Raw genomic sequence first — 25,304 nt, 5'->3', positions numbered from 1 at the left:
GGTTATGCCATATTCATCTTCAACCGTGGGCAGTTAATGACCCCTTTGCTTTTTTAATTGACTTCAGCAATTAATTTTTCATAAAGTTTTTCATAGGCTTTAACACCTTTATTTCTATCGAACTTATTTTCTGCAAATTCAATGCAATGATTTGAGTAATATTCTTTTCCAATTTCTTTGACTTTTCTAATTGCCTTTAAAACCGCCTCTATTCCATCCCTTTCGTTTACCACATACCCACACTTTTCCCCAACCAACTCTGGTGAAGCGGTATTGTTGTAAACAATGACTGGGGTCCCACAGCACAAAGATTCAGCAGTCACCTTGCCGAAAGTTTCGTATTTCGTAGTATTAACACAAATATCAGCCATAGAATAGTATTCTGCAAGTTGATTTGCATCGTCTGTATGGGGAATATGAATAACATTATTAGGAATATCTAATTTCCACTTGTTTTTACCTACAATAACGATCTGATAATTTTCAGATAATCTTTTCGATAGATTTTTCATTACATTATATCCTTTGATTTCAGATATGCATGTAGCTACCATTAAAACTACAAATCTATTTTCAAGGCCAAACTGTTGGCGCAAGTTGCTTTTTCTCTGATAAAATACGTTGCTGTCGATCCAATTATAGATTGATATGGGTCTTCTTTTCCCAAGAATTGATTCCTTGGCTTCATTTGCAACCCACTGTGATACGCCAACAACTGCAAGCCGTGGGATAGCATCAAACCATTTTTTCTTGTCCATTAGACATTTATGGGTGCGATCAAAGAAGAATGTGGGATTAGCATAATCCTTATGAAGCAGGGGACAATTTCCACAGCTATCCTTCCATTTGTCGCAATTTACAGAGACATAGTGGGTACATTTCCCCGTGTAGAGCCAACAATCGTGCAAAGTTATTACGGTTGCAATATTAGAATGTGCTAAATATCCTAGTAGGATTGGAAGATTTATGTAATTGCTATGTAAATTGTGTAAGTGCACTATATCTGGTTTATACTCTTTAATAACTTGAAGCAACTTTCGTGTAGCATTTCTTGAAAAGTACCCCTGTAGTCCAGTTATACGCGAAAGGAGTGCATGAAATTTATGGTCAATATATGTTCCGATCTTATAACTTGAGTTAAAATTAGGCGAACCCAACGAATAGGCCACAATACATTCATGTCCTTGCTCTTGTAGTGAATCAGCAAGTTCAAACATCGATCTTCCGATACTACCTGTCCCGCACTCAGAGCTTATTTGTAATATTTTCATATGAATTTCCCCTAACATTTATCGCTGTATTCATTTCTTGATTCTGCAACTTTTTAAGAGCATCAACTAAATTGTCAAGAGATTTTTCTGTTAATACTATTCCATAATTGTCTTTAATACTTTCTATGTTCAAGCCATGGAAGGTGTCACAATTATTAAATTTTTTAACGTTAGTAAAAGATTTATATTGCCATCAATAATTATCTTTACTTAGATCAAAAATCAGGTGTATAGGTAGACATGCTTATTCGGGCAATAATTACATCCCCTTTTTTCCACCTAATGCATCCTACATAACTGAAATAGCATACCTACCAGTAAATGACCAACAATCATGCAAAGTCCAAGCCACGGGAATATGGTGCTTTTTAATATAGTCAAAAAGGAATTCAATATTAATGTAGTGGTTATGAAGATTGTGAAAATGAATGACATCAGGTTTCATTTGAGCAATCCATTTAATTAATCTTTTGGTTTCCCACAAACGGGTCTGCAGGATACTAAATTTCAAATCTGGAATTGACTTCATTTTGTATGTATCGAGTTCATAAGTTTTTACATATTCATATCCAAGGGCAATAAAAGAATCATTTCCAGATTTAAGAATGCAGTCTGATAAATCATAAACCATTCGTCCTGTACTTCTACCATTCACGTATTCTGCATTTATCTGTAATATCCTCATAGTTTTCCTCATGTAGAATTTGTTATAGAAATTTTAAAATTACTAGTACTTTATCTGTTCATAATATTCTTTCGTCCATGACGTATTACCAAAAGTTTGTCTTTATTCACTACTTTTTTTACTACATGCTTCATATCAATTAGAATCCCATACAACAGAGTTTCTAAGAAACTTGCTCCATTCGCAGAAACTATTCTCTGCAGTTCCTTTTTCCTTGAAATTGAAAACTGAGAGAAAGTTACACCTCCAAATGTGAAATATGCAAGAGGCGCATCAACATATTTAAATTTTGCTCCTGCGCGTTCAAATCTCATTAATAAATCAAGATCCATTGCATTCTTATATTCAATATTATACATCCCATATTTATCATAGGCCTTTCTTTTTATAAAGGTACTCTGATGGCTCACATTTACCATTATTGGAATATTAGAGAAATGTAGAGATGGTATTTCCATTATTTTTCGACTCGTATCCTCATGCCAAAGCATAACATTTCCTCTGTAAACATCAACATCGTCTTCATATGCTTTTGCCAACGTCGCAAGCGCATCACTACATAAACCATCATCAGAATTTATTATTCCAATTATTTCTCCCGTTGCCTGCTTAATCCCCTTATTAAATGCATCACTTATACCTTGATCCATTTCGGAAATAAAATAATCGATATTTTTTTGGTATTTCTTAACTATTTCCAGTGTACCGTCTTGAGAACCTCCATCAATAATAATGTACTCTAGATTTTCATATTCTTGATCTAAGATACTATTTATTGTACGTTCTAATGTTTTTTCACTATTAAATGTTATTGTAATAATGGAGATTTTAGGCTTTGACACTCTTGATGCACTCCCATTCAGAATCAATAATAAAATAAAATTTTATTATCCCTATCAATATTTTTGGAATAATTCATAATATTTGTCTTGATCCCGCTAGTTACATATTTTCCACCTGAATTATTCATAGAGCGCTGTTTCCCTGCCATTAGCGGGGATCCTTAATAAAACAAGCGTGTTTTTGTTAAAAATGGATCCGATGATCACTTGTTCAGTTTTTACAGCGGGTTCCTCATCGGGACTTGGGCAGGCAGAGCAGGCGGAAACCGGCCTACAGATTATTGGCCAGGACCCGGATCTGCAGCTCGGCGTTAGATCTAGATCCAGCCCGGGGCTAATGACCGCAAGTGTTCCAGAACACCAGAACAGGCCGGAGAAAAGCGATCCCACCACGGGAGGTGTAAGCATTTCCCGGACGCAGCGCCGCCTTCAGGCAGTAGCCCGTCAGCCATCGAACAGGAGGAGCGGATGGAATCCCATGTCCTGGCAGTGGGCGTTGTAGGACGATCCTTCCTGATTCCCAAAGGTTTCAAAGTTGGACGAATCGACATCGAGGACCCTCTGGGCGCTGGGACGCAGGGCATAAAGCCGATCCAGGTAAGCCTCCTAGATTCCCGTTATACATCACTATGAGTCTGCCGACGAAACAAGGTTCTTTTAGGAATAGCCATAAAAGAGGTTGCAAATTCATATTCCCAATTGATTATAGTCTTAAATACGAACAATGTTATTAAATTTTATACTTATATTCGTATTTTATCGGCAACATATTTTCTGTCGGGCAGAACCTCGCCTAGTGATGTAACTGTATACATCACTAGGCGAGGGGGCAATGAGAAAACTCAAAAACGCCTGTAAAATCATTTTTTCCAACCACTTTTGACAAATCATAGTGTGGAGATGCGGGAATCCAGGAAGCCTGGTTAATCGTTTTCAGCGACTGAACCGTTTCGTCATCCACGCGCTGGTTGAGTGGGAGAGGGGCGGCTGAGAAGCCAGCCGGTTTTTCCCAGAAATCGTGGTGAAAACCGGTTCCCTTCCCACTTCGCAGGCTTCATCATTGATGTGATAGCCCGCCAGATGCTGGTAGACTTTCTGAACCACGTCCTTCGTATTCGTGTGACGTGTGTGTGACAGGATCTTTGATCTTGAGCCTTTCCTCGATCAGCCGGCTGAATCCGGTCTTCTCATCGAATTCCCGGTAGAGCAGCCGTCCTAAGTTGGAAGAAAGCGCTCCGCCAGAAAAACCAACTTTTATTTTTTTGTTGAATTGAAGCGCCGCTTCTTTTAGTGGCATATGAGGAGCCCCCTTACCTTGTATGTTGGGTTCAGGCAAATTAATTCTATCAAGGAGGGGCTCCTTTTTCATTTATTTTTGTCACTTATTAGGTGAACAGAATGCATCCAGGAAAACCCTGTTCCCTCCAACGATTATCACCTCTCAGCTGTCGTGCTGTGAATAATTCAGGTTCCCATTATCTGTGCAACTCGAATAGGTTATTTAAACTTCACTCTGTTAACGATTTGATTCATAACTAACTCCCACTTCAAATTAATCAACTACTGCATAATTTCCCTACTATTATGAAGTCAGGCACAGTGGTACTAACAAGATGAAAAACCACATCTTGTCCCGAAGTGATTAACCCATAATTACAGTTCATATCAAAACAACCTTCAATTATTTCCACATTAGACATATTCATAGCATTAATAAGAGAAAATTTTGAAATATTTCTATCAAATAAAGTTATGTGATTCGAAAGGTTTTTAGCTAAAGATAACGTCAAATTAGTACCGATAAACCGATCTCCTCGTATTTCCAGAAGTCAGACCTGATAATTTGTTCAGCAAGCAGTTTATGATTTTAACAATCTATTTGGGTATTCTTAAAGCAACACTATTAAGTAAAAAAATACATTATTACTTTATTTCCCTATTATGGGGTAGGTACTATTATTTTTATTTAGTGGATACTGAATTAGGCCACTGAATTTTTGACCCATTCTGTCGTCTGATAGCTAATTTTTAAGTGAACCTCTTTGATTTGCACGAAAAGTAAAAGTGACCAAGAAAAAAGGCGTAAGACCGCATCAATATTTGCCATCGCAATGCCTGTGTCGATGGAGATGGCAATCGTTTCAGCGGTTTTGGCGCGCACTAAACCCAGACCGCACTTCCGCTTAATGAAGGAGAAGCTGCGTTCAATCTGACCCCGGCGATTCTCAGCGTCACGAGCCGCCGCGTTCTCTGCGCGGCGTTGTTTTTCATCGACCGGCTTGGGCTTACGGCCCAGTTTGGGGCCTAGGATCTTGATGCCCCGCTCTTTGGCAAAAGCGATGTTTTTCCGGTTGCGGTACAGCTTGTCGGCCAATACTTCGTCGGGGTAATGGCCGTGCCGCTCGGCATAACGCGCGATGGCCTTTTGGAAGTCCATACTTTCATTGAACGCGTTGAAACCGACGCGTTCAATTTCGAGGATCCCATCCTGAATGGAGACGTCGATTTTGGGGCCAAACTCGGTGTCCTGCCTGGCCTTGCCGCGCTTGATCGGCCGCACATAGGGCTGGGCTAAGCTGACAATCCGGTTGTCCACTCGATGCGTCTGATGCCGATACATGTCCTCCTGCTGCTCAAACAGATGCTGGATCGTGTCCAACCTGTCCAGCTGTGGATCCGTCAATTCTCCGCCTTTTTCACGCAGTTCGCGGACGTAACGCAAATCACGTCGCACGTACTGCAGTTGAGCCTTGACTTGCTTGCGCGTTTCCCTGGCTGATCGACGGGGCTTCCTGGTGAACGTGACATAGCCCTTGTGTGCTTCCCGCTTGTAGGTTCGCGGAATCGGTACGTGAAGCTGGTGCGCCAGTTCCGTGATGATTTTTTCAAGGAGCGTGCGGGCCTGGTTGAGTAAGGAAGAGTCTTGTGGAAAGCGGATGTTTACAGGAGTGACCGTGGCGTCCAGGATCATCGTCTGTTCGTCGCCCAGGCTATCTTGAAGCCGGTCTTTACACCAGTTCCCAATGACCTGACGCAACCGTGCGCTGATGGGGGCGATCCGTTTCCGGAAATGCGACAGGGATGAGGGGTTGAAAGGGAGCTTGACATTGTATGTGGGACAACCCATGAAGTACTGATAAGCGGGCGTATCACGAACGGCGTTGACCAGATCCACGTCGGAAAGGCCGGTGGACTGCTTAATGAGCTGCGCTCCATAAAGCAGCCGGAAGGGTTTGCCCGCTCGGCCCAGTGTAGACGGAAAAACGCCAAGATATAGGGCTTCCAGCTGGGTCCACGGCAGCTGATTCGCGAGTTGAACCCATTGATTATGCGGGCTTAAGGACACCCCAAGTTCCTGACCGAAAGAATCGATTGAAAGTTGAACGGTTTTCGTCCGATAAACCATTACACCCACCCCATCCATTAAAAAATGCATGCATAATCGCGCCAACGCCTATTATTCCATGCATTTATTATACACTAGAAATGGAATTAATTGTTTAATATATAGTGCTACAGAATTATTAAGTATCCACTATTTAACAATTAGATTCCCTTCATTTTCAAGAAACCATTGATACGTCCGGCGAATCCCGTCTTCCAGTTCCACTTTGTACTGCCAGCTGAGTTCCTTCATCTTTGATACNCGGCGAATCCCGTCTTCCAGTTCCACTTTGTACTGCCAGCTGAGTTCCTTCATCTTTGATACATCAAGCAGCTTTCGAGGAAATGAAATTTTTCACTGGGGTGGGCCGCGGCCCACCCCAATGAAACCAGGCCTCCCATGCTCTCATCGTTCGCTCATAGATAAACTCTAATATACACAAATAATTATACGGCCTCAACTAACTATTTAATCATTTATATCTATTAGCCAAGCATTCAATAATTCAAGTTCCCTTTTTTCAACTATATCCTTTTTATAGAGTGCTTCATATGCGTTAAATAGATTATTAGAAATGTCATTATTACCACGTATGGTGCCCTCAACAATATCGATCACTTCTTCAGAATGAAGATAGCAAGGAATTTCAGATTCAAAATCCTTTACATAGTTATGATCATTTCTTTCCTGAAACACAGTAGCATTACTGAATCCCAGTTTAAATCCTGCACTCCACAAAATAGGTTGAGCAACTAATCCTCTAAGAATATCAGTAAATCTAAATGTCACATAGGCAGGAAGATACAGTAATGGAAATACTTCTTTCCTAAAGGCCGTATTTTGAGAATTGAATGGAGATATGGTACCTTCTGATAAGACCAATGGCTCCTTTTTTCTAAAATTGCAAACCTCGTTACTTGTTAACCGATAAATTGCATCAACGTCAGGATCACCATTAGCCAAACCTTGCCAGACACCGACACTTACTTGTTGTTTTTTAAACTTTTCCATATCCAGCAAAGCGTCTTTATCATTGATCTTATTTAGCGGTAATCCTCTTGGCCAAATTTTTTTATCGGTAAAATAATGATATATATTTATAAAACCTCTCTCTTCCTCTGATGTCAGAAACTCTCCGTCAAATTCCTCTACCTTCCAGTCAGAATACGGAATATTATCATCATCCGTATCAACTATTACTTCCGATCCATTCTTTATGGCGTAAACATATCCTATCATTTTTCTGCAATAATGATTCCATGGTAAAAGCTGATTAATTTCAAAGTGCGACTTTATTTGTTCGTCTTCTGAGATGAATTTAGCAGAACTACAATTCCAGTCTTTCGGGGTTTTTTTATCGCCTACAACAATTAATTGATAATCCTTGAAATGTGTAAATTCCGCCACTGCCTCTGTCGGGTTAAATATTGACGTTATAATAATATTTTTCATTAAGTTAGCCCTCAATTTCAATTTCATTAATAATTTTGTCTACGACGTTTTCCCATGTATATTTATTAAGACAATATTTTTGTCCCTCACGGCCCATCCTTTTTAACCTTTCTATATCTGAAAAAGCGTCAATAATGGTGTCGGCCAGTAATTTGGGATCCGCATCATTAATTAAAAATCCATACTTCCCATTTTGAGTGATCTCCGGTAACGAGTTTTTATTGAGCCCAATGATAGGCATCTTACATTTTAGTGCTTCAAGATATACTAATCCCCAAGGTTCGTTTAAAGCAGGCATAATAAAAATACTTGATTTATTAAATAGATTTTGCAAGAAATCCCATTCAACATAGCCATAAATCGTTACATTTGGAGTATCAACAAAATATGATTTATAATTGTCATCACCAACAATAATAAGTTTAATTGATGGATCCCTCATTTGCACCAATTTGATGGCATCCTTTACTATTAACCCTCCCTTATCCTCAAATCTATTTTTTGCAACAAACAATAATGTTTTTGTTGAATAATCTTTTTCCTCTATGAAAGGTTTGATGTTTCCCGTACCTGTCCCCACTACAGTAATTTTATCTGGAGACAGTTCATAGTGTACAATCAAATCCTGTTTCATATATTCGCTGATAGAAAAAATATGTTTGCAGTTTTCATAGGATAACTTCTCCAAATGTTCAGCATCTGTTTTTAGTTTTTCTGAATAACTATTTCTATTGCTCACTTGATTACCCCATAAATGCCATGTTGAATCACTATACAGATAATGATGATTCTGATCCTTCGAAAATACAGGCATATCAAGGGTGCCCATATGTAATATATTGTTAATATCATTATGTGCTTCAATGAAAATTCGTTTTGAATAATATTTTCTGAATACGGCTCCACGTTTTATATCAGTCAGACCATATAGGAGCATAGAGTATACGTACGCTAACACCCGCCGAAAATTAGATATTTTCGATGAATCAATAGCCTCATTGAAGCAACCTCTCTTTTTTAATACGGTACAAATGTTATATGGTGTCCCAGACCAAGTTTTGGAGTTTAGAGGATCTCCAATTGATACAACAGATATTGACTTTTTCATAATATCACTCTTCCAGGAAAAGGTTTACTCACATAATTTCTTCCCTTAAATGCTATTAATCTACATGTAATAGTTCATTATATAATTTGTAATTGTGCGGCAATCACCATAATTTGAAATTCACCTTGTAAGGCCAAACATAATTCAGTGAGCAATTGACCAGTAGATTCGGGACACGAATAAAAATAGTTAATAACAAACTATAATATTCAAAAATATATTTGGTTAGCTGAGTCTTGTAAATCGCTTTGAAAAATAACTGAACTTAACCAAGATCCTGATCAATAAAATAATCTTTTAAGTTGGTGCACGATACTTATAGTGTTCTTCTTGTTCTAATTGGTTAAGACGTCCCATGTAGATATTGCGATACCCCTTAGCCATCACACTTGAGTTGTAATGATAAACAATGTCTTGATATGCATTATTAGTCAAGCTACTTTGTTCTTGTTCCTTTGACATTGATGCAATCTTGCCAATCGAACTAACAAACTGCTCCACACTGCTACATAAATAGCCATTAACGCCGTCCTTAATGACATTTTGATTTCCAATAACATCACTGACAACGCATGGCTTTTTCATGAACATGGATTCCAATAGAGAAATTGGTAGTCCCTCCCACAATGATGTGAGAAGAAATACATCCGCATCCATAACTAATTTGAGAACATCCGTTCTGTCCTTCCAACCAGTAATAGCAATGTTAGGTGCAGTTAACTGATTCCTTAGCTCCCCATCACCAATCCAAATAAACCTAACATTCGGCAACCTCTCAGCAATTTTATTAAATAATTTTGGGTTCTTCTGATTGCAAATGCGACCCAATGTATATGCTGTAAATGGATGGGTTCCTGATTCTCTTATTGTTCCGATTAATTTTTGTAACGAACCTATATCAATACCATTATCCACGTAAGTAGCTGATTTAGTAAATTTCAAGGTTTCTTGATGCTCACCCTTGCTACAAGAAATAGTTGTACAATATCTCCAGGCAGATACAGTTTCAATAAGCCGGAATAGTGTACGTTTTACGAATCCGTAGTTTGTCATGAGAAAACTGTAACCATGAGGTGTGTAGAATAGAGGTATTTTATGACCATTAAATGCCCAACGTCCTAACACACCAGCCTTTGAAGAATGAAGGTGAATAATATTGGGTTTAATATCTTTCGCAATTTTTTTTATTTCAAAAAATGCTTTAAAGTCTTTTGAAACACTTAAAGAACGTGTGAAATTTTGTACTTCAATTAAATGAATTCGTTTATCAAAATAATTCTTGTAATTCGAAGGGGTCTGTGGACGGATGCCATATGCTAAGTATAAGTCAAAAGAATTTACAAGCAGGTTTGATAAATCAACAATGTAAGTAAAAATACCACCACCCATCGCTTCCACTACAGATAGCAACTTCGGTTGTTTATGTTTCAATGGTACAAAGCTGCTCATTATTGTTTAATTCCTTTCTGGATGATATGAACGATAAGTTGAGCCATCAAACCCACTCAATAGATGCTATTAAATTATTTCATAACTAGATTACTCTGATGTTCAAGAAACCATTGATACGTCCGACGAATCCCGTCTTCCAGTTCCACTTTGTACTGCCAACCGAGTTCCTTCATCTTTGATACATCAAGCAGCTTTCGCGGTGTCCCATCCGGCTTGTCCGGATTAAACACAAGCTGTCCCTTAAATCCCACGACTCTCTTAATCAATTCAGCCAACTGTCGGATCGTCAGTTCTTTGCCTGTCCCCAGATTGACAAAATCAGCGCCGTCATAGTTTTCAAGCAGGAAAATGCATCCATCCGCCATGTCGTCAATATACAGGAATTCGCGTAATACATTTCCGGTTCCCCAGATCTCAACCGTATCGGCATTCGATTCTTTCGCTTCGTGCATTTTACGCAGTAGCGCCGGAAGAACATGGGAGTTGGTTAAACCAAAATTATCACCCGGACCGTAGAGATTGGTCGGCATCACACTGATGAAATTCGCGCCATATTGTTGCTTGTAAAAATAGCACATTTTCAGTCCCGAGATTTTTGCAAGCGCATAAGCTTCATTCGTTTTCTCCAACTCGCCGGTTAAGAGATACTCCTCTTTAATCGGCTGCGGGCACATGCGTGGATAGATACAGGAACTTCCCAGGAAGAGTAATTTTTTAACACCCTGTCGATAAGCGGCGTCAATCACATGTACTTGAATCTGCAGATTTCGCATGATAAAGTCTGCCGGGTAGGTATTATTAGCCAATATCCCGCCGACCTTGGCCGCCGCGAGAACCACGTATTCCGGCTGCTCCGCTTCAAAGAACGCATTGACCGCGTCCTGATTGGTCAAATCGAGTTCTTGCCTTGTCCTGCCAATCACATTTGTATACCCTTTTTCACGCAGCCGTTTCATAATATTGGAACCAACCAAACCATGATGTCCGGCGATGTATATTTTTGAATCCTTTTCCAAGATAATTTCCCCCAATGGAATTGAGCTATTTAGAAGACGCCCGGCAGATATTCTTCAATACTTTTGCCATAGATTTGTTTCAAATCACTGTCGACCATCATATGGACTAAATCGAGAAAACTGACTTCCCGCGTCCATCCGAGTTCGCGTTCTGCCTTAGTCGGATCGCCCCAAAGCAGTTCGACTTCAGCGGGTCTGAAATAACGGGGATTGACATCAACCAAAAGTTTTCCGGATTTTGCATCATAGCCTTTTTCTTCCACACCATGACCCCGCCATTCAATTTCAATACCCACTTCTTTAAAAGACAATTCAACGAATTCGCGGACGGTGTGCGTTTCTCCAGTAGCAAGCACGAAGTCCTGCGGTTCGTCCTGCTGGAGAATCAGCCACATACCGGCCACATAATCGCCGGAATAGCCCCAGTCGCGTTTCGCATCCAGATTCCCCAGGCTCAACCGCTCCTGCTTCCCGGCAATAATTGAAGCGACGGCACGGGTGATTTTACGTGTGACAAACGTTTCGCCGCGTCGCGGGGATTCGTGATTAAACAGGACGCCGTTGCAGGCGTAGAGCCCATAGGATTCCCGATAGTTGACGGTAATCCAGTAAGCATAAAGCTTGGCCGCACCGTAAGGACTCTTCGGATAAAAAGGTGTCTTTTCATTTTGCGGAGCCGTATTCGGCAGACCTCCATAAAGCTCTGAGGTTGAAGCCTGGTAATATTTTGCGTCAACGCCGGCCTTCCTGATTGCATCCAATATCCTTAAAGTGCCAATCGCATCCGTTTCCGCCGTATATTCGGGGACTTCAAAAGAAACCTGCACATGACTTTGCGCCGCCAGATTATAGATTTCATCCGGATTCACCTGTTCAATGAGTCGATTGATATTGCTGGAATCGGTCATATCGCCGTGATGCAGAAAGAGCGTTTCATTGCCGATTGCCGGGTCATTGAAAAGGTGATCGATGCGCATTGTATTAAACGTGCTGGCACGGCGGATAATTCCATGCACCTCATAGCCTTTATTCAGCAGAAACTCTGTTAGATAGGAACCATCCTGGCCGGTGATTCCGGTGATTAATGCCACCTTTTTTTGCATCATTTATACTCCTCATATCGTTTTTTTTCTTAGAATGCATCCCTTGACCCGAATAATAGCCAAATCGTTCTGAAGATGATTTGAATATCCATGAGAAAACTTCTTCTATTAATATAATCTAAATCCAATTTGACCATCTCATCAAATCCCAGATTACTTCTCCCGCTCACTTGCCAGAGTCCCGTGCAGCCTGGTGTCACAAGCAGTCGCTGAATATCGTAATCTGTATATTCCGCTACTTCCCTTGGTAGAGGGGGCCTGGGACCGACGAGACTCATATCCCCCTTTAACACATTAACCAGTTGCGGAAGCTCATCCATACTTGTCTTTCTAAGAAAATGGCCCAGTCGAGTAACCCGGGGATCATCTTTTATTTTGAACATCGCGCCGCTGGCTTCATTTTTATCTAAAAGACTCTTCAGCTGCTCCTCAGCATTGGGAACCATCGAACGAAACTTATACATATTAAACGGTTTCTCGTCTTTTCCTAAACGTATCTGTTTAAAAATTACTTTTGCTTTCGGCTCTTCTAATTTGATTAACAGAGAAATAATCAATAAGAGCGGGGAGAGAAGTATGAGTCCTGCCAGAGACCCACAAACATCTATCACTCTTTTTGTAGACAAATAGAATTTTTGTCCTTCTAATTCAGTATTAATTGATATTGAATTTTTACCGATATTAACATTGTGTGGCATGTTATTCTCAATCGATGATTTGGACATAGCCATAAGTCATTCCTCCGTTAAATCAGGGCTTATCATAGAAGAGCAGTCATTGTCCAGAATTGGACCAGTCCATGAGATTATTCTTTAAGTAAATTCATTCAGCCGATTTGTCGACTGATAATTCCGGACTTGATTCGGTAGGGCAACAAAGTTCATCTTATTTATCTGCTTTGCAGCCGTTTCAGTTACCACAAGCAGCTGACTTTTTCACATATTTATTTAGATCTGCCAAATACAGATTTTTTTACTCGGGAGGCCTGTATTAATAGTTCACGTTTAGTGCAGGTCAGAGCTTTGATAGGATTTTCGGTATATCCGCTTTATACGGAATATAGGCAATCGCAATTGGCTGTGGGGTTATAGCTTATTTCTACGTGATGACCAATGGCGACTCTATTCCCATCAAAAACAAGAACAACGTTTTTAGAAGGTGCAGTCTCTGCCATAAATCCAACATACTCTATGCCCACATTTCACCTTGTTTCCCTCCCGACTAAAAGATTCCCCAAAATTTCCTATCTTTTATCTCTGACGGTTCCTCACGCTGAACAAGATCGCCGTTAACGAGCAATGCGGAATTTTCTTTAAACAATTGTAAGACTTCGCTGCCAAATTCTTTTTTGAGTACTATCAGAGCTTTCTGTATATAAAAAGGACGTTCGGTCACATTGTGGGCGTCTGAAGCGACAAGATGAGTCAAATTGTTTTCAATGAACTGAAACGTTCTTTTTTTAACTTTCTTTCCGTTTTTGCCGATCAGGCTTGCAGCCGTCACCTGTGAGAGCGCACCGTCTGTGATAAAGGAGTAGAGGATCTCCGGATGTTCGAAAATTTCCTGATTGCGTTCAGGGTGAACAATAATGGGCGTGATACCTTTGACCTGCAGGTCATAAAAAAGCTGTTTTGCATAACGCGGAACATGCTGCGACGGGAACTCAATAAGTATGTATTTCCCATTGTCATTAACTGTGACCAGTTCCTCTTCAACTGAGCTGTCCGCCATCTCGCCGAAAATTCTCGTTTCCTGTCCGGGCAGTACAGTCAGATTGATTTGATGCTGAACGAATAAGTGATTTAGGTCATTGACTTTCTTCAAAACAGAATATCGCGGGTTGTCCCAGTGACGATTGCGATGGTGAGGCGTAGCGACAATCTGTGTGATCCCTTCGCTGACTGCCTGTTTGGCCATGGCAAGCGAAACATTTTCGTTTTTCGCACCATCATCCACTCCCGGTAAAATATGGCAATGAATATCGATCATCCGGTTTCGCCTCCTTCATCTTGGCAATTTCTATAATTTTGTATTATTTACTCATTGCCGTAGTAATAATAATAATGGCTGTCTGATTTTGAAACCGGTTTGCCATTGAGTACAACTCCGAGAATTCTTGCCTTTGCTTTGACGAGCAGATCTTTCGCTTTTACAGCTGCCTCTCTTTCAGTAGCACCGCTTCGAACCACGAGTACTGTTCCGTCACAGAGATTGGCCAGCAGTTGGGCATCCGTCACCGCCAGGACCGGCGGCGTGTCAAGAAGCACTGTGTCAAAAAGTGTCAGTGCATGATTCATGAAACTGGTCATAGCCGGCGAGCTTAGCAATTCCGCCGGATTAGGCGGAATCGGTCCGCTCGTCAGCACAAAAAGGTTCTCCGCTTCCGTATTTTGAATGGCTTCATCGAAGGTGCTCTTTTTGGTCAGCAAGGTGGTTAATCCGTGAGTATTACTGAGCCGGAAAGTATAGTGCATCGTCGGCTTGCGAAGGTCGGCGTCAATCAGCAGTACGTGTTTTCCTTGCTGAGCCATCACCGCTGCCAGATTCGCTGCTGTCGTCGACTTACCCTCACCGGGTCCGGCCGAGGTGATCATCATCGTTTTTAGTTCTCCGCTCACCTGAGAAAAATCGATGTTCGTCCGAATTGTCCGGTATTGTTCCGCAATAGTCGATTTGGGCTTATAAAAAGCGATCAAATGACGTTGTTTGGAAATTGGCTTATTTTGCTTCAACATGACCGCCCCCTCTCACCCTTTGATGACCGACTTCATGAACAGCTACTCCTGATCCTTTCTCATGATGACGTTTTATCTCCGAAATGGTCCCGAGCAACGGCAGACCAAGCACCTTTTCGATGTCTTCTTCTGTTTTGATTGTATTATCCAGATACTCAAGCAGGAAAGCCAGGCCGACCGACACCATCAGCCCGACCATAAATGCGATCGCCAGATTGATTGCCGGTTTCGGGCTGACCGGACTCTTGCTTGAAGCGACCGTCGCCTGGGAAAGAATGCTGACGTTATCGACATTCATTACTTTCTGGACCTGCAACTTGAAAGCGTTAGCCACGCTGTTGACGATTTTTACCGACAGCGATGGGCTTTTCGACTCTGCTGTCAACGTGAAAACCTGAGAATTCTGCGCCGTGTCTACAGTCAGCATCCCTTTTAACTGATTTGTGGTCATTTTCAGGTTTAACTGATCGATCACTTGATTCAGAACGGTCGGATTATTGATGATCACACTGTATGTATTGACGAGCTGCACATTGGTTTGTACGGCATTGGTCGCATAAAGGCTCGCATTGTTTTCATTTGCCTGATTGACGAGAATCTGCGCCGACGCGTCATATTTCGGAGTCATCAGAAAATAAGTGGCACACGCGCTGACTGCCACGGCCAGCAAAGTAATTGTTACGATTAATGAAAAACGTTTTCTTAGAGTATGAAAAATTTCCTGAAGGCTGATCGTCTCTTCCATAATATCCCCCAACTGGCAAATGGATTTTATAAATTAGAAAGTTTTGTCAAGATAGTAGTATTATAGCACATTTTTTGTCAGGAAAAGACGACGCCTTCGTTAAAAATAAGAGACATCTTGGCGTAATGTCGTACAAAGTTTCTCAACTTTTTGTTGTTAAAATTCCACCCCTTCTTCCCGTTATGACTTAGGATAACGAAATTTTATTTTTTACCAAATTGTTAGTGCTTAATAACCATTACTAAATATCCAGATGCTATTATAACACATAACTTGTTTCCATTCTGGAAAACTTTTGAATTGCTAATGAATGAATTATAAATTACTTATGAATTAATCTATATTATTCATATTTAATATAGATTTTCCAAATTGGCTATTTTAGAATAAACACTTGACCTCCAAGTTGCCAAGAACTCGATTGAGACCCGTTTTCAAATTGGCCGTGAATCCTTCCTGACCAACTCTATAGACAGGATTACTGGGAAATGAGTGCAAAACGACTCCTTCAAATCAACGTCAATAAGGGGTCTAGAGAATCCCAACCGCTAATATAATTATACCACCGCCATCATCCGGAAAAGTTTCAGGTTTAAGAATCTGGATAGAAACATGGGAAGGAAAGCTGCGACTCTATGCATTTGTTTTTCGTGCGATGTATCAGAGACCGATTCGTCACTGAACAGGATGCTGCTTTCAGGCAGGTTCTCGCTTTGTATGCCAAATTTCAGAAAACAAACAGTGGAAATCGGACATTCGCAGTGATTTGAATATAGCACTTGAACGAGGACATAAAAATGACCGCATGAAGGAACACTTTTCATGCGGCTGCTGTTTTACAGCACAAATCGATTGTTTTTCAAAACTAGCCGGATCAAAACCTTTTCAAAAGGATACACTCTTTATCGAACTAGATTCTGTTTTTTTACGTACATAAACTTGAGTGATAAACATTCATCTAATCAAAGAAAAGGAAGAAGATCATGCGTGATAAACTATTACACCGGCCTGAACAGCCGGCCAACTTACCCAATGACTCCCGTTTCATTCGTTCAACGGCTTCTTAAACCGCTGTGTCGTTAAGCCTGAAGTACCCGAATGCATTCAAGGTTCCATTCTCCCCCGTTCTTTCAAAAGCTAATTGACATGAATGACACGGTTGAGAGAAAGCTGATCTCCGTCAAGTCCGGTTTCTGTTATTTTAAGTGAGTGAGAACCGGCACCGAATAAACTGCTGTTCAGAGAATATTGATAACCCGCAGTTCTGTTTCTGTAAAGCGGATAAGCCTTGTTCACGTCCGGACGGGAAAGGCCGTAGGTTGCACGGCCCTGATAGCGGTTGTCCACGTACACGTCTACTTTCGATACGCCTCCCCCGTCCAGAAACCAGCCGCGGACCAGACTGGTGCCATGTACGGAACTGTTCCCCGCGGGATTATCAATCACCCCGCGGGCTGTCAGGCTTCGCACCGTCACTTTTCGGCTGACTGCTGCCTGCGTTCCGTTTTTCCCTGTTTCTTTAACGAAAAGTGTGTGCGTTCCATTCGTCAGTTTGCTCGTATTCAGGCTGAACTGATAGCCCGAATGACTGTTGCCGTACTTCGGGTAAGCCTTGTTCACGTCCGGTCGGGAAAGGCCGTAGGTCGCGCTGCCCTGATAGCGATTGTCCACATACACGTCTACTTTCGATACGCCGCTCCCATCCAGAAACCAGCCCCGTACAGTTGTTGTGCCCTGAATTGTACTGTTCGCGCCCGGGCTGTCGATCGTTCCGCGGGCTGTCAGGCTTCGCACCGTCACTTTTCGGCTGACGGTTGCCTGCGCTCCGTTTCCTCCCGTTTCTCTGACGGAAAGTGTGTGCGTGCCGTTCATCAGCTTACCCGTATTCAGGCTGAACTGATAGCCCGAATGGCTGTTACCATATTTCGGGTAAGCCTTGTTCACGTCCGGACGGGAAAGGCCGTAAGTCGCGCTGCCCTGATAGCGATTGTCTACGTACACGTCCACTTTCGATACGCCGCTTCCATCCAGAAACCAGCCGCGTACAGTTGTTGTGCCCTGAATCGTACTGTTCGCGCCCGGGCTGTCGATCGTTCCTTTGGCCGGCAAATTGGCGACCGTCACCGTGAGACTTTTCGTCACCATTCCGCCGTTTGTTCCGGTTTCCTTAACAGTCAGCGTATGCCGGCCTGCGCGCAGTTTTCGGGTATCCAGAGCATACTGAAAGCCTGAGCTGCCGTTCCCATACTGCGGATAGGCTTTTTCGACATCCGGACGGGAAAGGCCGTACTGTGCCTTCCCCTGCAGCTGGTTATCCACGTATACCTCAACCTTCGATACGCCGCTCCCGTCCAGGAACCAGCCGCGCACGGTTGCCGTGCCCTGAATCGTGTTCCCGTTCGCCGGTGCGTCAACGTGTCCTATTGTCTGAAGAGCGGATGCGGAACCGGCCTGTCCCAGATCCGTGTAAGTCACATCCCGGCCCTTGTCGGAAGGAACGGAAGACCCGTTTATCTGCGCAACAACCGCTCCGCCTCCGTTCAGCGTCAACGGGGAACCGCCGCTGTAAGTTCTTGGCTGAATTGCCTGAAAACCGGCGTCATTGCGGAACCCGAACAGACCTGTACTCTGGTTTAAAAACAGGGCCTCGCGGAAATCAGTCATAAATTTTCCGAATGTCAGTTTCGGATCAATGTATTTTCGAATCAGATCCTGAACAGCCAGATCATTGGTGTTCGGATCATCGATCAGCTCCTTGAAAATCTGATCGCTCTGGCCGCATTGTATTTTCAAATACTGCATGAACAAATAGGACAGCGAATAGTTGGCCAGAACGTCCCCGCTATAGTCCCAGTTGAGCAGCGACTGGCCGTCCGCTATTGAATAATCGGAATTGTAATAGTCAATACGGTCGCTCAGGGCTTCCCCGGAAAATATTTGTTCGGCCGCCATGGACAGCCCTTCATTCATCCACGTATCCATTCCCTGCTGGTTCCCCTGCACCAGCACTTTTTCGTTGTAATTAATCATGTGCTGAAATTCATGGGCCAACGTCGAGTAGGCCTGTGTCACATCTTTGGTTGATCCCGTCCCCATCAGCGGATTTGTATCAATATAAAAAATTTCCGAATCATTGGAGTACTGTGTGGCGTACAGATCTTCCGGAGAGAAGTAGCCGCCGACATAAGAGCCGCTCCCACTGAAACCGTCCTGAATGTCGTAGCATAAAATATTGATTTTACCGGTCCCGTCGACATTCGGCGCATCGCCGAAATTTGAAACATCCAGCGGATAAATTTTACTGTCGAATTCCTTCCCCAGTTCAGCGGCTTCCGCCGAGGTAATCTGATTGGCGTTGACCCAGACGTTGGCGTACGTGCCGCTGTACTCAAGCGTTGCACTGATTTGAGAAGGCGTGTTCGTCACCAGATCGGTCACCCAGAATGATTTGCTGCCGCCCAGCTGATCCGCCTGGAACCGGCGCATTTTATTCTGAATGATCTTACTGTTATTTTTCGCGGGATTAAACGGTTTGACATAGTCGATCCGATAGGCGCTTTTGCTGAGACTCTTATCAAATGCATATGAATGGCTGTTGACCTGAAAAGAACCGCTGCTTTCGCTGCTGTTCCCATCCGCCGATTCATTGCTGATCAGGACATGATCCTGAGAAGCAGCAGCATCTGTCACTGCCGGAATGGCAAAAATGAGCTGAATCACTAAAATAATCGAAAGAGCCAGTCGCATTTTTTTCAATTTGAAGACCTTCTTCCTTCTCTGCGGCAATCGAAACCGCCGTCTCTTAATCTTGCTTCATCGTTATCAATAAAAACAGACCGATCTCTATGTATCTATCATTCTCACAGATATATTTATTTTAACATTTATTCCCTGACATAATCTTATAGACAAGATAAAAAAGCAGTTAACAAACGATGCAGCAGTAACGAAAAACAGCCGAGACCGATGAAAGAACGGCAAACAAGCCGGGGAAGTGGATGATGTTCTCACGAACTTCTGCCGGCCGCCCCAACTGTTCCGGTCATCACGGGACACTTCCATCCCGGAAGCAGATGATCACGCTGGATAAACTAATTTCTTTTCTTATAAAACGGGGAGAACGCAAAATATCCGGACATTTCCGAAACTCAACACCTGTTCGCATAGTCACCTATAGGGTTGTTTCAGAAGTGCCAAAGCTATTTTTCCCATCACATTTCTGATAAATAAAAATATTTTCCCAGAAATGTGGAAACATTAAAAAACCGCTTCAATGTTTTCACATGAAGCGGAAAAGAGATCAAAATATCGGATTGTAGGAAAGATCCATATCGACAGAACCGGTAATGCCATTGACACTCCCGTTATCTGTAAACTGCCACAGATCCGTTGTCGTCTGGGGCCCCAGGCTTGCCGAATGCCATGCTGCCGTCCAGACCAATAAGTCCGGAAAGTGGCTCTGCAGCGTCGAAAGATCCAGATAAGTATCGTAATAGCTTAAGTAAGAATAGATCCCTATCTTGGAAATGCCGTCCTGCTTTAACTGATCAAGGAAAGCATTGACACTGTTGGTCACTGAGGCTTTCGTATCTCCGGAATTTGTGACTTCGACATCGACAAACGCATATCCGTTAAAACCGATGCTCTTCAGTATGGCTGCAAACTGATTGGCCTCAACTCTTGCATTCGCCGGATCGTTTGTTGATTGAAAAAAGTGATAAGCGCTCGTATTCAGGCCCGCGGCCATGGCATTGGCTATATTTGTCTTGAACGTCGGATCCACAAAAGTCGTTCCTTCAGAAGCCTTGGCAATGACAAAACTGACTCCTGAATTTCTAACGGCTTGAAAATCAATCGAACCGCCGTTATTGTTCGAAATGTCAATGCCCTCCTGAATGGCGCCGCCCGGCGGGAGAACGACATTCACCGACCGACTGATCGTGGACTGTCCTCCATCCTTGCCGGTTTCCTTAATTGTCAATGTATGGCTGCCCGCACTTAATAAATAGCTCTTAAGGTAGAATTGATAACCGGCATTGCTGTTCCCGTATGCAGGATAAGCGCTGCCGACATCGGGGCGCGATAAACCATAAGTCGCCGTGCCTTGATACTGGTTGTCTACATAGACATCTACTTTTGACACGCCGCTCACGTCCAGAAACCAGCCACGGACAAGAATTATGCCCTGGATCGTGCTCCCGGCGCCCGGATTGTCAATCCGTCCTTGAACGGGGAGATTCTTCACGGTCACCGGACGGCTGATCGTCGTCTGGGCGCCGTTCTTTCCTGTTTCCCGAACCGAAAGCTGATGCGTCCCGTCTGTAAACTGTGATGTATTCAGACTGTACTGATAACCCGAATTACTATTTTGGTACTGTGGATAAGCTTTGTTGACATCCGGACGAGACTGACCGTATGTCGCACTGCCGATCACTTTCCCATCGACGAGCACTTCGATTTTGGACACGCCGTTTACATCCAGAAACCAGCCGCGTACTGTGGTCGTTCCCTGCAGCGTGCTGCCGGCAGCCGGACTGTCGATCCGCCCCTGGACCGGGAGATTCTGCACATTCACCGTGCGGCTGATCGTCGTTTGAGCACCGTTTTTCCCTGTTTCCCGAACCGAAAGCTGATGCGTCCCATTCGTTAGCTGTGCCGTGTTCAGGCTGTACTGATAACCGGAATTGCTGTTCTGATACTGCGGATAGGCTTTGTAAACATCCGGACGGGAAAGGCCGTATGTCGCATTGCCGGTCACTTTCCCGTCGACAAGCACTTCAACCTTGGACACACCGCTCGTATCCAGAAACCAGCCGCGTACCGTGGCCGTTCCCTGCAGCGTGCTGCCGGCAGCCGGACCATCGATCCGCCCCTGAACCGCAATTTTTTTCACCGTCACCGAACGGCTGATCGTGGTCTGAACGCCGTTTTTGCCCGTTTCCCGAACCGAAAGCTGATGCGTCCCGTCCGTAAACTGTGATGTATTCAGGCTGTACTGATAACCGGAATTGCTGTTCTGATACTGCGGATAAGCCTTATAAACGTCCGGACGGGAAATGCCGTATGTCGCATTGCCGATCACTTTCCCGTCGACAAGTACCTCGACCTTGGACACGCCGCTCGTATCCAGAAACCAGCCGCGTACCGTGGCCGTTCCTTGCAGCGTGCTGCCGGCAGCCGGACCGTCGATCCGCCCCTGAACCGCAAGATTCTGCACATTCACCGTGCGGTTGATCGTCGCCTGAACGCCGTTTTTCCCTGTTTCCCGAACCGAAAGCTGATGCGTCCCGTTCGTTAACTGTGCCGTGTTCAGGCTGTACTGATAACCGGAATTGCTGTTCTGATACTGCGGATAAGCCTTGTAGACATCGGGACGAGACTGACCGTATGTAGCATTGCCGACCACTTTTCCATCAATGAGCACTTCAATCTTGGACACGCCGCTCATATCCAGAAACCAGCCGCGAACGAGAACGGTTCCTTCCAGCGTCTTACCTTGAACCGGATCATCAATCATTCCCCGAGGGCCTGAAACCGTACTCGCCGCCGACGCATGAGGATTTAAAACCAGCACGAAGCAGCTTGCAAAAAACAGCAGCCCTATAAACTTAGCAATCTTTAAAATTTTTTCCACCTCCTTTCCATACTATTCATTTTAAACAGGTGAAGGATTAAATGAAATAAAAATTTCACCAATCCATAGTAGCTATAGGAAGATTTAATGGCATTTAAAAAAATCCATGTTCTCCCCCGAATCCGATTCGTCGGGTTATTGGTCCTGATTTTCAAAAAAATCCGTTGCTTCTTTCAAATGTATTGCAGCAGAATCCAATGAACAGCTATAAAAAACAATTCAGGTGCTCACTCATTTTGATCCGTGCTTATCGGTTGAGAGTAGCTGCCACTCGTGAAAAAATCGAACTCAAAAAAATAATCGATCACTTGCCGGTTTGAAGCAGACCCACCTGCCGGTTTCCTCCGACAAGTGTCTGTTTGCTCTGAATCATTACCTGGAATTTCAGATCCGGAAAAGCTCTTTGATACTCAGTCACCCTTCAACAACTGAATGGATCGGCGCCCGCTCGCACGTTCGATCATCTGGTCAGTCAAAAAATGAACTTTTATCCTTTTTTCTCATATATAGGATCCCTTTAATCAGGACTATGGAAAGATAAATTCTGAGGACCATCCTTCAATAAAAAGCGATGGACATTTATTTCTACGCTGGTAGAATAGACTTGTCAAATATGTTACTGCGTTTTCCGGCGGATATATGAACGAAGGTGTTTGTAAGAAATATAAACAGGTGAACAATATTTTGGCTCCGCCAACCCGACAAACGGATGCCGGGACGGCTCATTTATAAATAATGGGATTATGGAATCATAAAAGCGAGAATACTATAGGCTAAAATCGTTTTTTTGAAAGGGTGTTCGAACATCCGAAGTCTAAGATTTTCAGGACCGTTGAACGAGGAAACGGCGGATCTTTCGCGGAGCGGAGAAAAAAACGGTATAAAATGCGGAAACAGCCGCATTCTCTGTTTTCTTTTTTCACGCGCTCATCACATAGCTTACGCTCAGTCGGCTTCTTCTCATCATCCCAGTTCTTTTACGCATCCCGTGCAGCGCTGCATAAAAAAGTTTAAATTTAAGATTATGGATTTACTGATCCCGTTATATATTTTTTGCGGAGCAATGGGATCGCTCATCCCTTTTTCATCGGGTTCGTTCCGTTTTTTCTATGTTTTGCTGCCTTTGATTATTCTAGTTTCCCTGTTTCATCTCAGCCGCAAAAGAACGCTGTTTTTTATCGCGCTCTTTGTTCCTTATTTATTATTCAGTGCGGTTTCCGCTTATCTCACTCATTTGAATCCCCATGCGGTCAATAGCAGCCTGAGTACCGATCAGGGCCCTGTTTCACGGATCATCCTGTTAGCCTGCCTCCTGTTTTCGACGTTTCTCATGGCCGATCACGCCATGAAAAAAGACATGAAGTCAAAAGCCAATTACATAAAAGTCTTTTTGTTCGGCTATTTTATATCGATGATCATCGGATATATTTTCTTTATCGGGTATTATCTGGGCGCTGTGAGTATCAAATGGATCAGCCGCTTTCAGGTGCTCACTCAATTCTACGGCAAAGAAAACTTGTTAAGATTTTCACCGGGCTCCTATCCCAACGAATATGGTAATGCATCCAGTTTTGTGCTGGCTGTCCTCGTCTTGCTGTTTTTATCCCGGACCGAATTAAAAAAACAAAACCTGTTTTTTAACCGTTTCGGGTCGACCGTGTTCATGGCCGTCTACTTTTTGCTGGCGCTCGGCGCATTATTTCTGACGGAAACGCGATCCGCTTACATTACACTTACTCTAAGTTTACTGTACATCGCCGTTTCCTCTCATTTAAGTCCGAAGCAAATAATGATGACGGTTTTAAAAGTGGTACCTGTCATCGCTATCATCTATCTGGTCATTCAACGTTTTCTTTTTAACATAAACGCTGTATTTATGCTGGAGTACAATGGCTTCTTCGCGGCTTACGGAAGCACAACGACGAGATTCCTCGCATGGCATCTTGCCTATATTAACTTCAGCAAGAATATGATCCTCGGTTCCGGGTTCGGGACGGCAAGCGGCATTCATAATACCTACCTGCAGCTGCTGTTTGAAACCGGATTGCTGGGAATCGCGCTGCTGCTCCTCGCTCTGTTTATTTTTTGGCGCTATTACAGAACCGGAGTGATCCGTTTTAAACGGCAGAAGGACTCGGATATCCGATCGGATTTATTATGGAAAATAACGAATATCGGGTTCATTCACGTGCTTTGGTTTGCGACCAACAATCATAATCTCAACCATTTCCTGACATGGTTTGTTATTTTCCTGTTTTTAATCCGATATCAGGAAAAGCAAACAGCCCGTGCAACTAAATCTGCCGATCGGCAGGCCTAGCTGTGACAGCCGGAAACGGTTTCATGCCGGACATTACCTGGGATGGCGGACGGCCCGCTAGACGGCCTGCCTTATTACGAGCAGGCTGCGGCATTAGATACGGCTCTTCATTTACAAAAAAGGTGTAGCTACTGTAAATCATTTACTGAAAACGAATGATGTCGCGCAGGAGCGTCGGGCCGAGCACAAAAATAGCGGTAAGAGTGAGATAAATCGATAGGTGCGGGGCCATTGTTTGGAAAAATTTGGGATTGTGAGACTTTTTTTCATGTTGACTGAGTTAGCCGGGTTCTATTTTGATTTCAACCGGATTGGGGGGAGTCCGACGTCATTTAGTCACTCGGACACAACTCGACTCTCCGGCATTTCGGTGCAAGTTTAGCCCGATTGGGGGTCAAGTCCTAATTTGTGTGTAAATTATCTCAGCTAGATGAGCCTCATCATGAACGGATACTGGCTACCTTGGCGGTTGCTGTTGCAGCGTGCTGCTGCTGTTTCTTTTTCCAGTCCCAGTAAAGGCCCATATTCAGGTAGCGGCGCTCCTCCGACCAGGTTT

General features: G+C 43.2%; 18 protein-coding genes. 1 reads left to right on the top strand and 17 read right to left on the bottom strand.

Going from position 1 to position 25,304, the window contains the following annotated elements; translation table 11 throughout:
- Nucleotides 1-53: 53 nt before the first annotated feature.
- The 17 genes from OYT88_RS09810 to OYT88_RS09735 form a co-directional block, all read right to left on the bottom strand.
- On the bottom strand, nt 54-1,271 hold the full coding sequence (locus tag OYT88_RS09810) for a glycosyltransferase (RefSeq protein ID WP_274399677.1): 1,218 nt from the start codon (nt 1,269-1,271) through the stop codon (nt 54-56).
- Nucleotides 1,272-1,560: 289 nt separating this feature from the next.
- Complete coding sequence (locus tag OYT88_RS09805) at nt 1,561-1,902, bottom strand: glycosyltransferase (protein ID WP_274399676.1); 342 nt, start codon at nt 1,900-1,902, stop codon at nt 1,561-1,563.
- A gap of 104 nt (nt 1,903-2,006) precedes the next feature.
- On the bottom strand, nt 2,007-2,798 hold the full coding sequence (locus OYT88_RS09800) for a glycosyltransferase family 2 protein (RefSeq protein WP_274399675.1): 792 nt from the start codon (nt 2,796-2,798) through the stop codon (nt 2,007-2,009).
- Between the two features lie 444 nt (nt 2,799-3,242).
- Nucleotides 3,243-3,395: a transposase gene (locus OYT88_RS20905; protein WP_443217504.1), complete on the bottom strand. Its 153-nt coding sequence runs from the start codon at nt 3,393-3,395 to the stop codon at nt 3,243-3,245.
- A gap of 460 nt (nt 3,396-3,855) precedes the next feature.
- Nucleotides 3,856-4,095 carry a hypothetical protein gene (locus tag OYT88_RS09795; protein WP_274399673.1) on the bottom strand — a complete coding sequence of 80 codons (240 nt, stop codon included), beginning with the start codon at nt 4,093-4,095 and terminating at the stop codon, nt 3,856-3,858.
- A gap of 684 nt (nt 4,096-4,779) precedes the next feature.
- Nucleotides 4,780-6,204 carry an IS5 family transposase gene (locus OYT88_RS09790; RefSeq protein WP_274399671.1) on the bottom strand — a complete coding sequence of 475 codons (1,425 nt, stop codon included), beginning with the start codon at nt 6,202-6,204 and terminating at the stop codon, nt 4,780-4,782.
- 447 nt (nt 6,205-6,651) lie between these two features.
- Nucleotides 6,652-7,635, bottom strand: a complete 984-nt coding sequence (locus OYT88_RS09785) for an STELLO glycosyltransferase family protein (RefSeq protein ID WP_274399669.1) — start codon at nt 7,633-7,635, stop codon at nt 6,652-6,654.
- 4 nt (nt 7,636-7,639) lie between these two features.
- A complete protein-coding gene (locus OYT88_RS09780) occupies nt 7,640-8,743 on the bottom strand; it encodes a glycosyltransferase family 4 protein (protein WP_274399668.1) in 1,104 nt (367 codons plus the stop codon).
- Nucleotides 8,744-9,040: 297 nt separating this feature from the next.
- Nucleotides 9,041-10,192 (bottom strand): glycosyltransferase, encoded by a 1,152-nt coding sequence (locus OYT88_RS09775; RefSeq protein ID WP_274399666.1) that lies wholly within the window; start codon nt 10,190-10,192, stop codon nt 9,041-9,043.
- Nucleotides 10,193-10,266: 74 nt separating this feature from the next.
- Nucleotides 10,267-11,211, bottom strand: coding sequence for a GDP-L-fucose synthase family protein (locus OYT88_RS09770; RefSeq protein ID WP_274399665.1), 945 nt, complete (start codon nt 11,209-11,211; stop codon nt 10,267-10,269).
- A gap of 29 nt (nt 11,212-11,240) precedes the next feature.
- The gene (gene gmd / locus OYT88_RS09765) at nt 11,241-12,314 is read right to left on the bottom strand and encodes a GDP-mannose 4,6-dehydratase (protein ID WP_274399663.1); all 1,074 of its coding nucleotides are present in this window, start codon (nt 12,312-12,314) and stop codon (nt 11,241-11,243) included.
- Nucleotides 12,315-12,343: 29 nt separating this feature from the next.
- A complete protein-coding gene (locus OYT88_RS09760) occupies nt 12,344-13,045 on the bottom strand; it encodes a sugar transferase (protein ID WP_274399662.1) in 702 nt (233 codons plus the stop codon).
- A gap of 490 nt (nt 13,046-13,535) precedes the next feature.
- Nucleotides 13,536-14,303 (bottom strand): tyrosine-protein phosphatase, encoded by a 768-nt coding sequence (locus OYT88_RS09755; protein WP_274399661.1) that lies wholly within the window; start codon nt 14,301-14,303, stop codon nt 13,536-13,538.
- A gap of 47 nt (nt 14,304-14,350) precedes the next feature.
- The gene (locus OYT88_RS09750; protein WP_274399660.1) at nt 14,351-15,049 is read right to left on the bottom strand and encodes a CpsD/CapB family tyrosine-protein kinase; all 699 of its coding nucleotides are present in this window, start codon (nt 15,047-15,049) and stop codon (nt 14,351-14,353) included.
- Complete coding sequence (locus OYT88_RS09745; protein WP_274399659.1) at nt 15,033-15,794, bottom strand: YveK family protein; 762 nt, start codon at nt 15,792-15,794, stop codon at nt 15,033-15,035. The genes OYT88_RS09750 and OYT88_RS09745 overlap by 17 nt, the downstream gene beginning before the upstream one ends.
- 1,137 nt (nt 15,795-16,931) lie before the next feature.
- On the bottom strand, nt 16,932-19,541 hold the full coding sequence (locus tag OYT88_RS09740) for an Ig-like domain-containing protein (RefSeq protein ID WP_274399984.1): 2,610 nt from the start codon (nt 19,539-19,541) through the stop codon (nt 16,932-16,934).
- A gap of 553 nt (nt 19,542-20,094) precedes the next feature.
- Nucleotides 20,095-22,428, bottom strand: coding sequence for an Ig-like domain-containing protein (locus OYT88_RS09735; protein WP_274399657.1), 2,334 nt, complete (start codon nt 22,426-22,428; stop codon nt 20,095-20,097).
- A gap of 1,063 nt (nt 22,429-23,491) precedes the next feature.
- Between OYT88_RS09735 and OYT88_RS09730 the strand changes: the two genes are divergently transcribed.
- On the top strand, nt 23,492-24,748 hold the full coding sequence (locus tag OYT88_RS09730; protein ID WP_274399656.1) for an O-antigen ligase family protein: 1,257 nt from the start codon (nt 23,492-23,494) through the stop codon (nt 24,746-24,748).
- The last annotated feature ends 556 nt before the right edge of the window (nt 24,749-25,304 follow it).

Source organism: Sporolactobacillus sp. CQH2019 (genome assembly GCF_028765345.1).
Lineage (GTDB): Bacteria > Bacillota > Bacilli > Bacillales > Sporolactobacillaceae > Sporolactobacillus.
The sequence above is the reverse complement of the archived record's forward strand: the minus strand, read 5'-3'. Positions and strand labels throughout refer to the sequence as shown.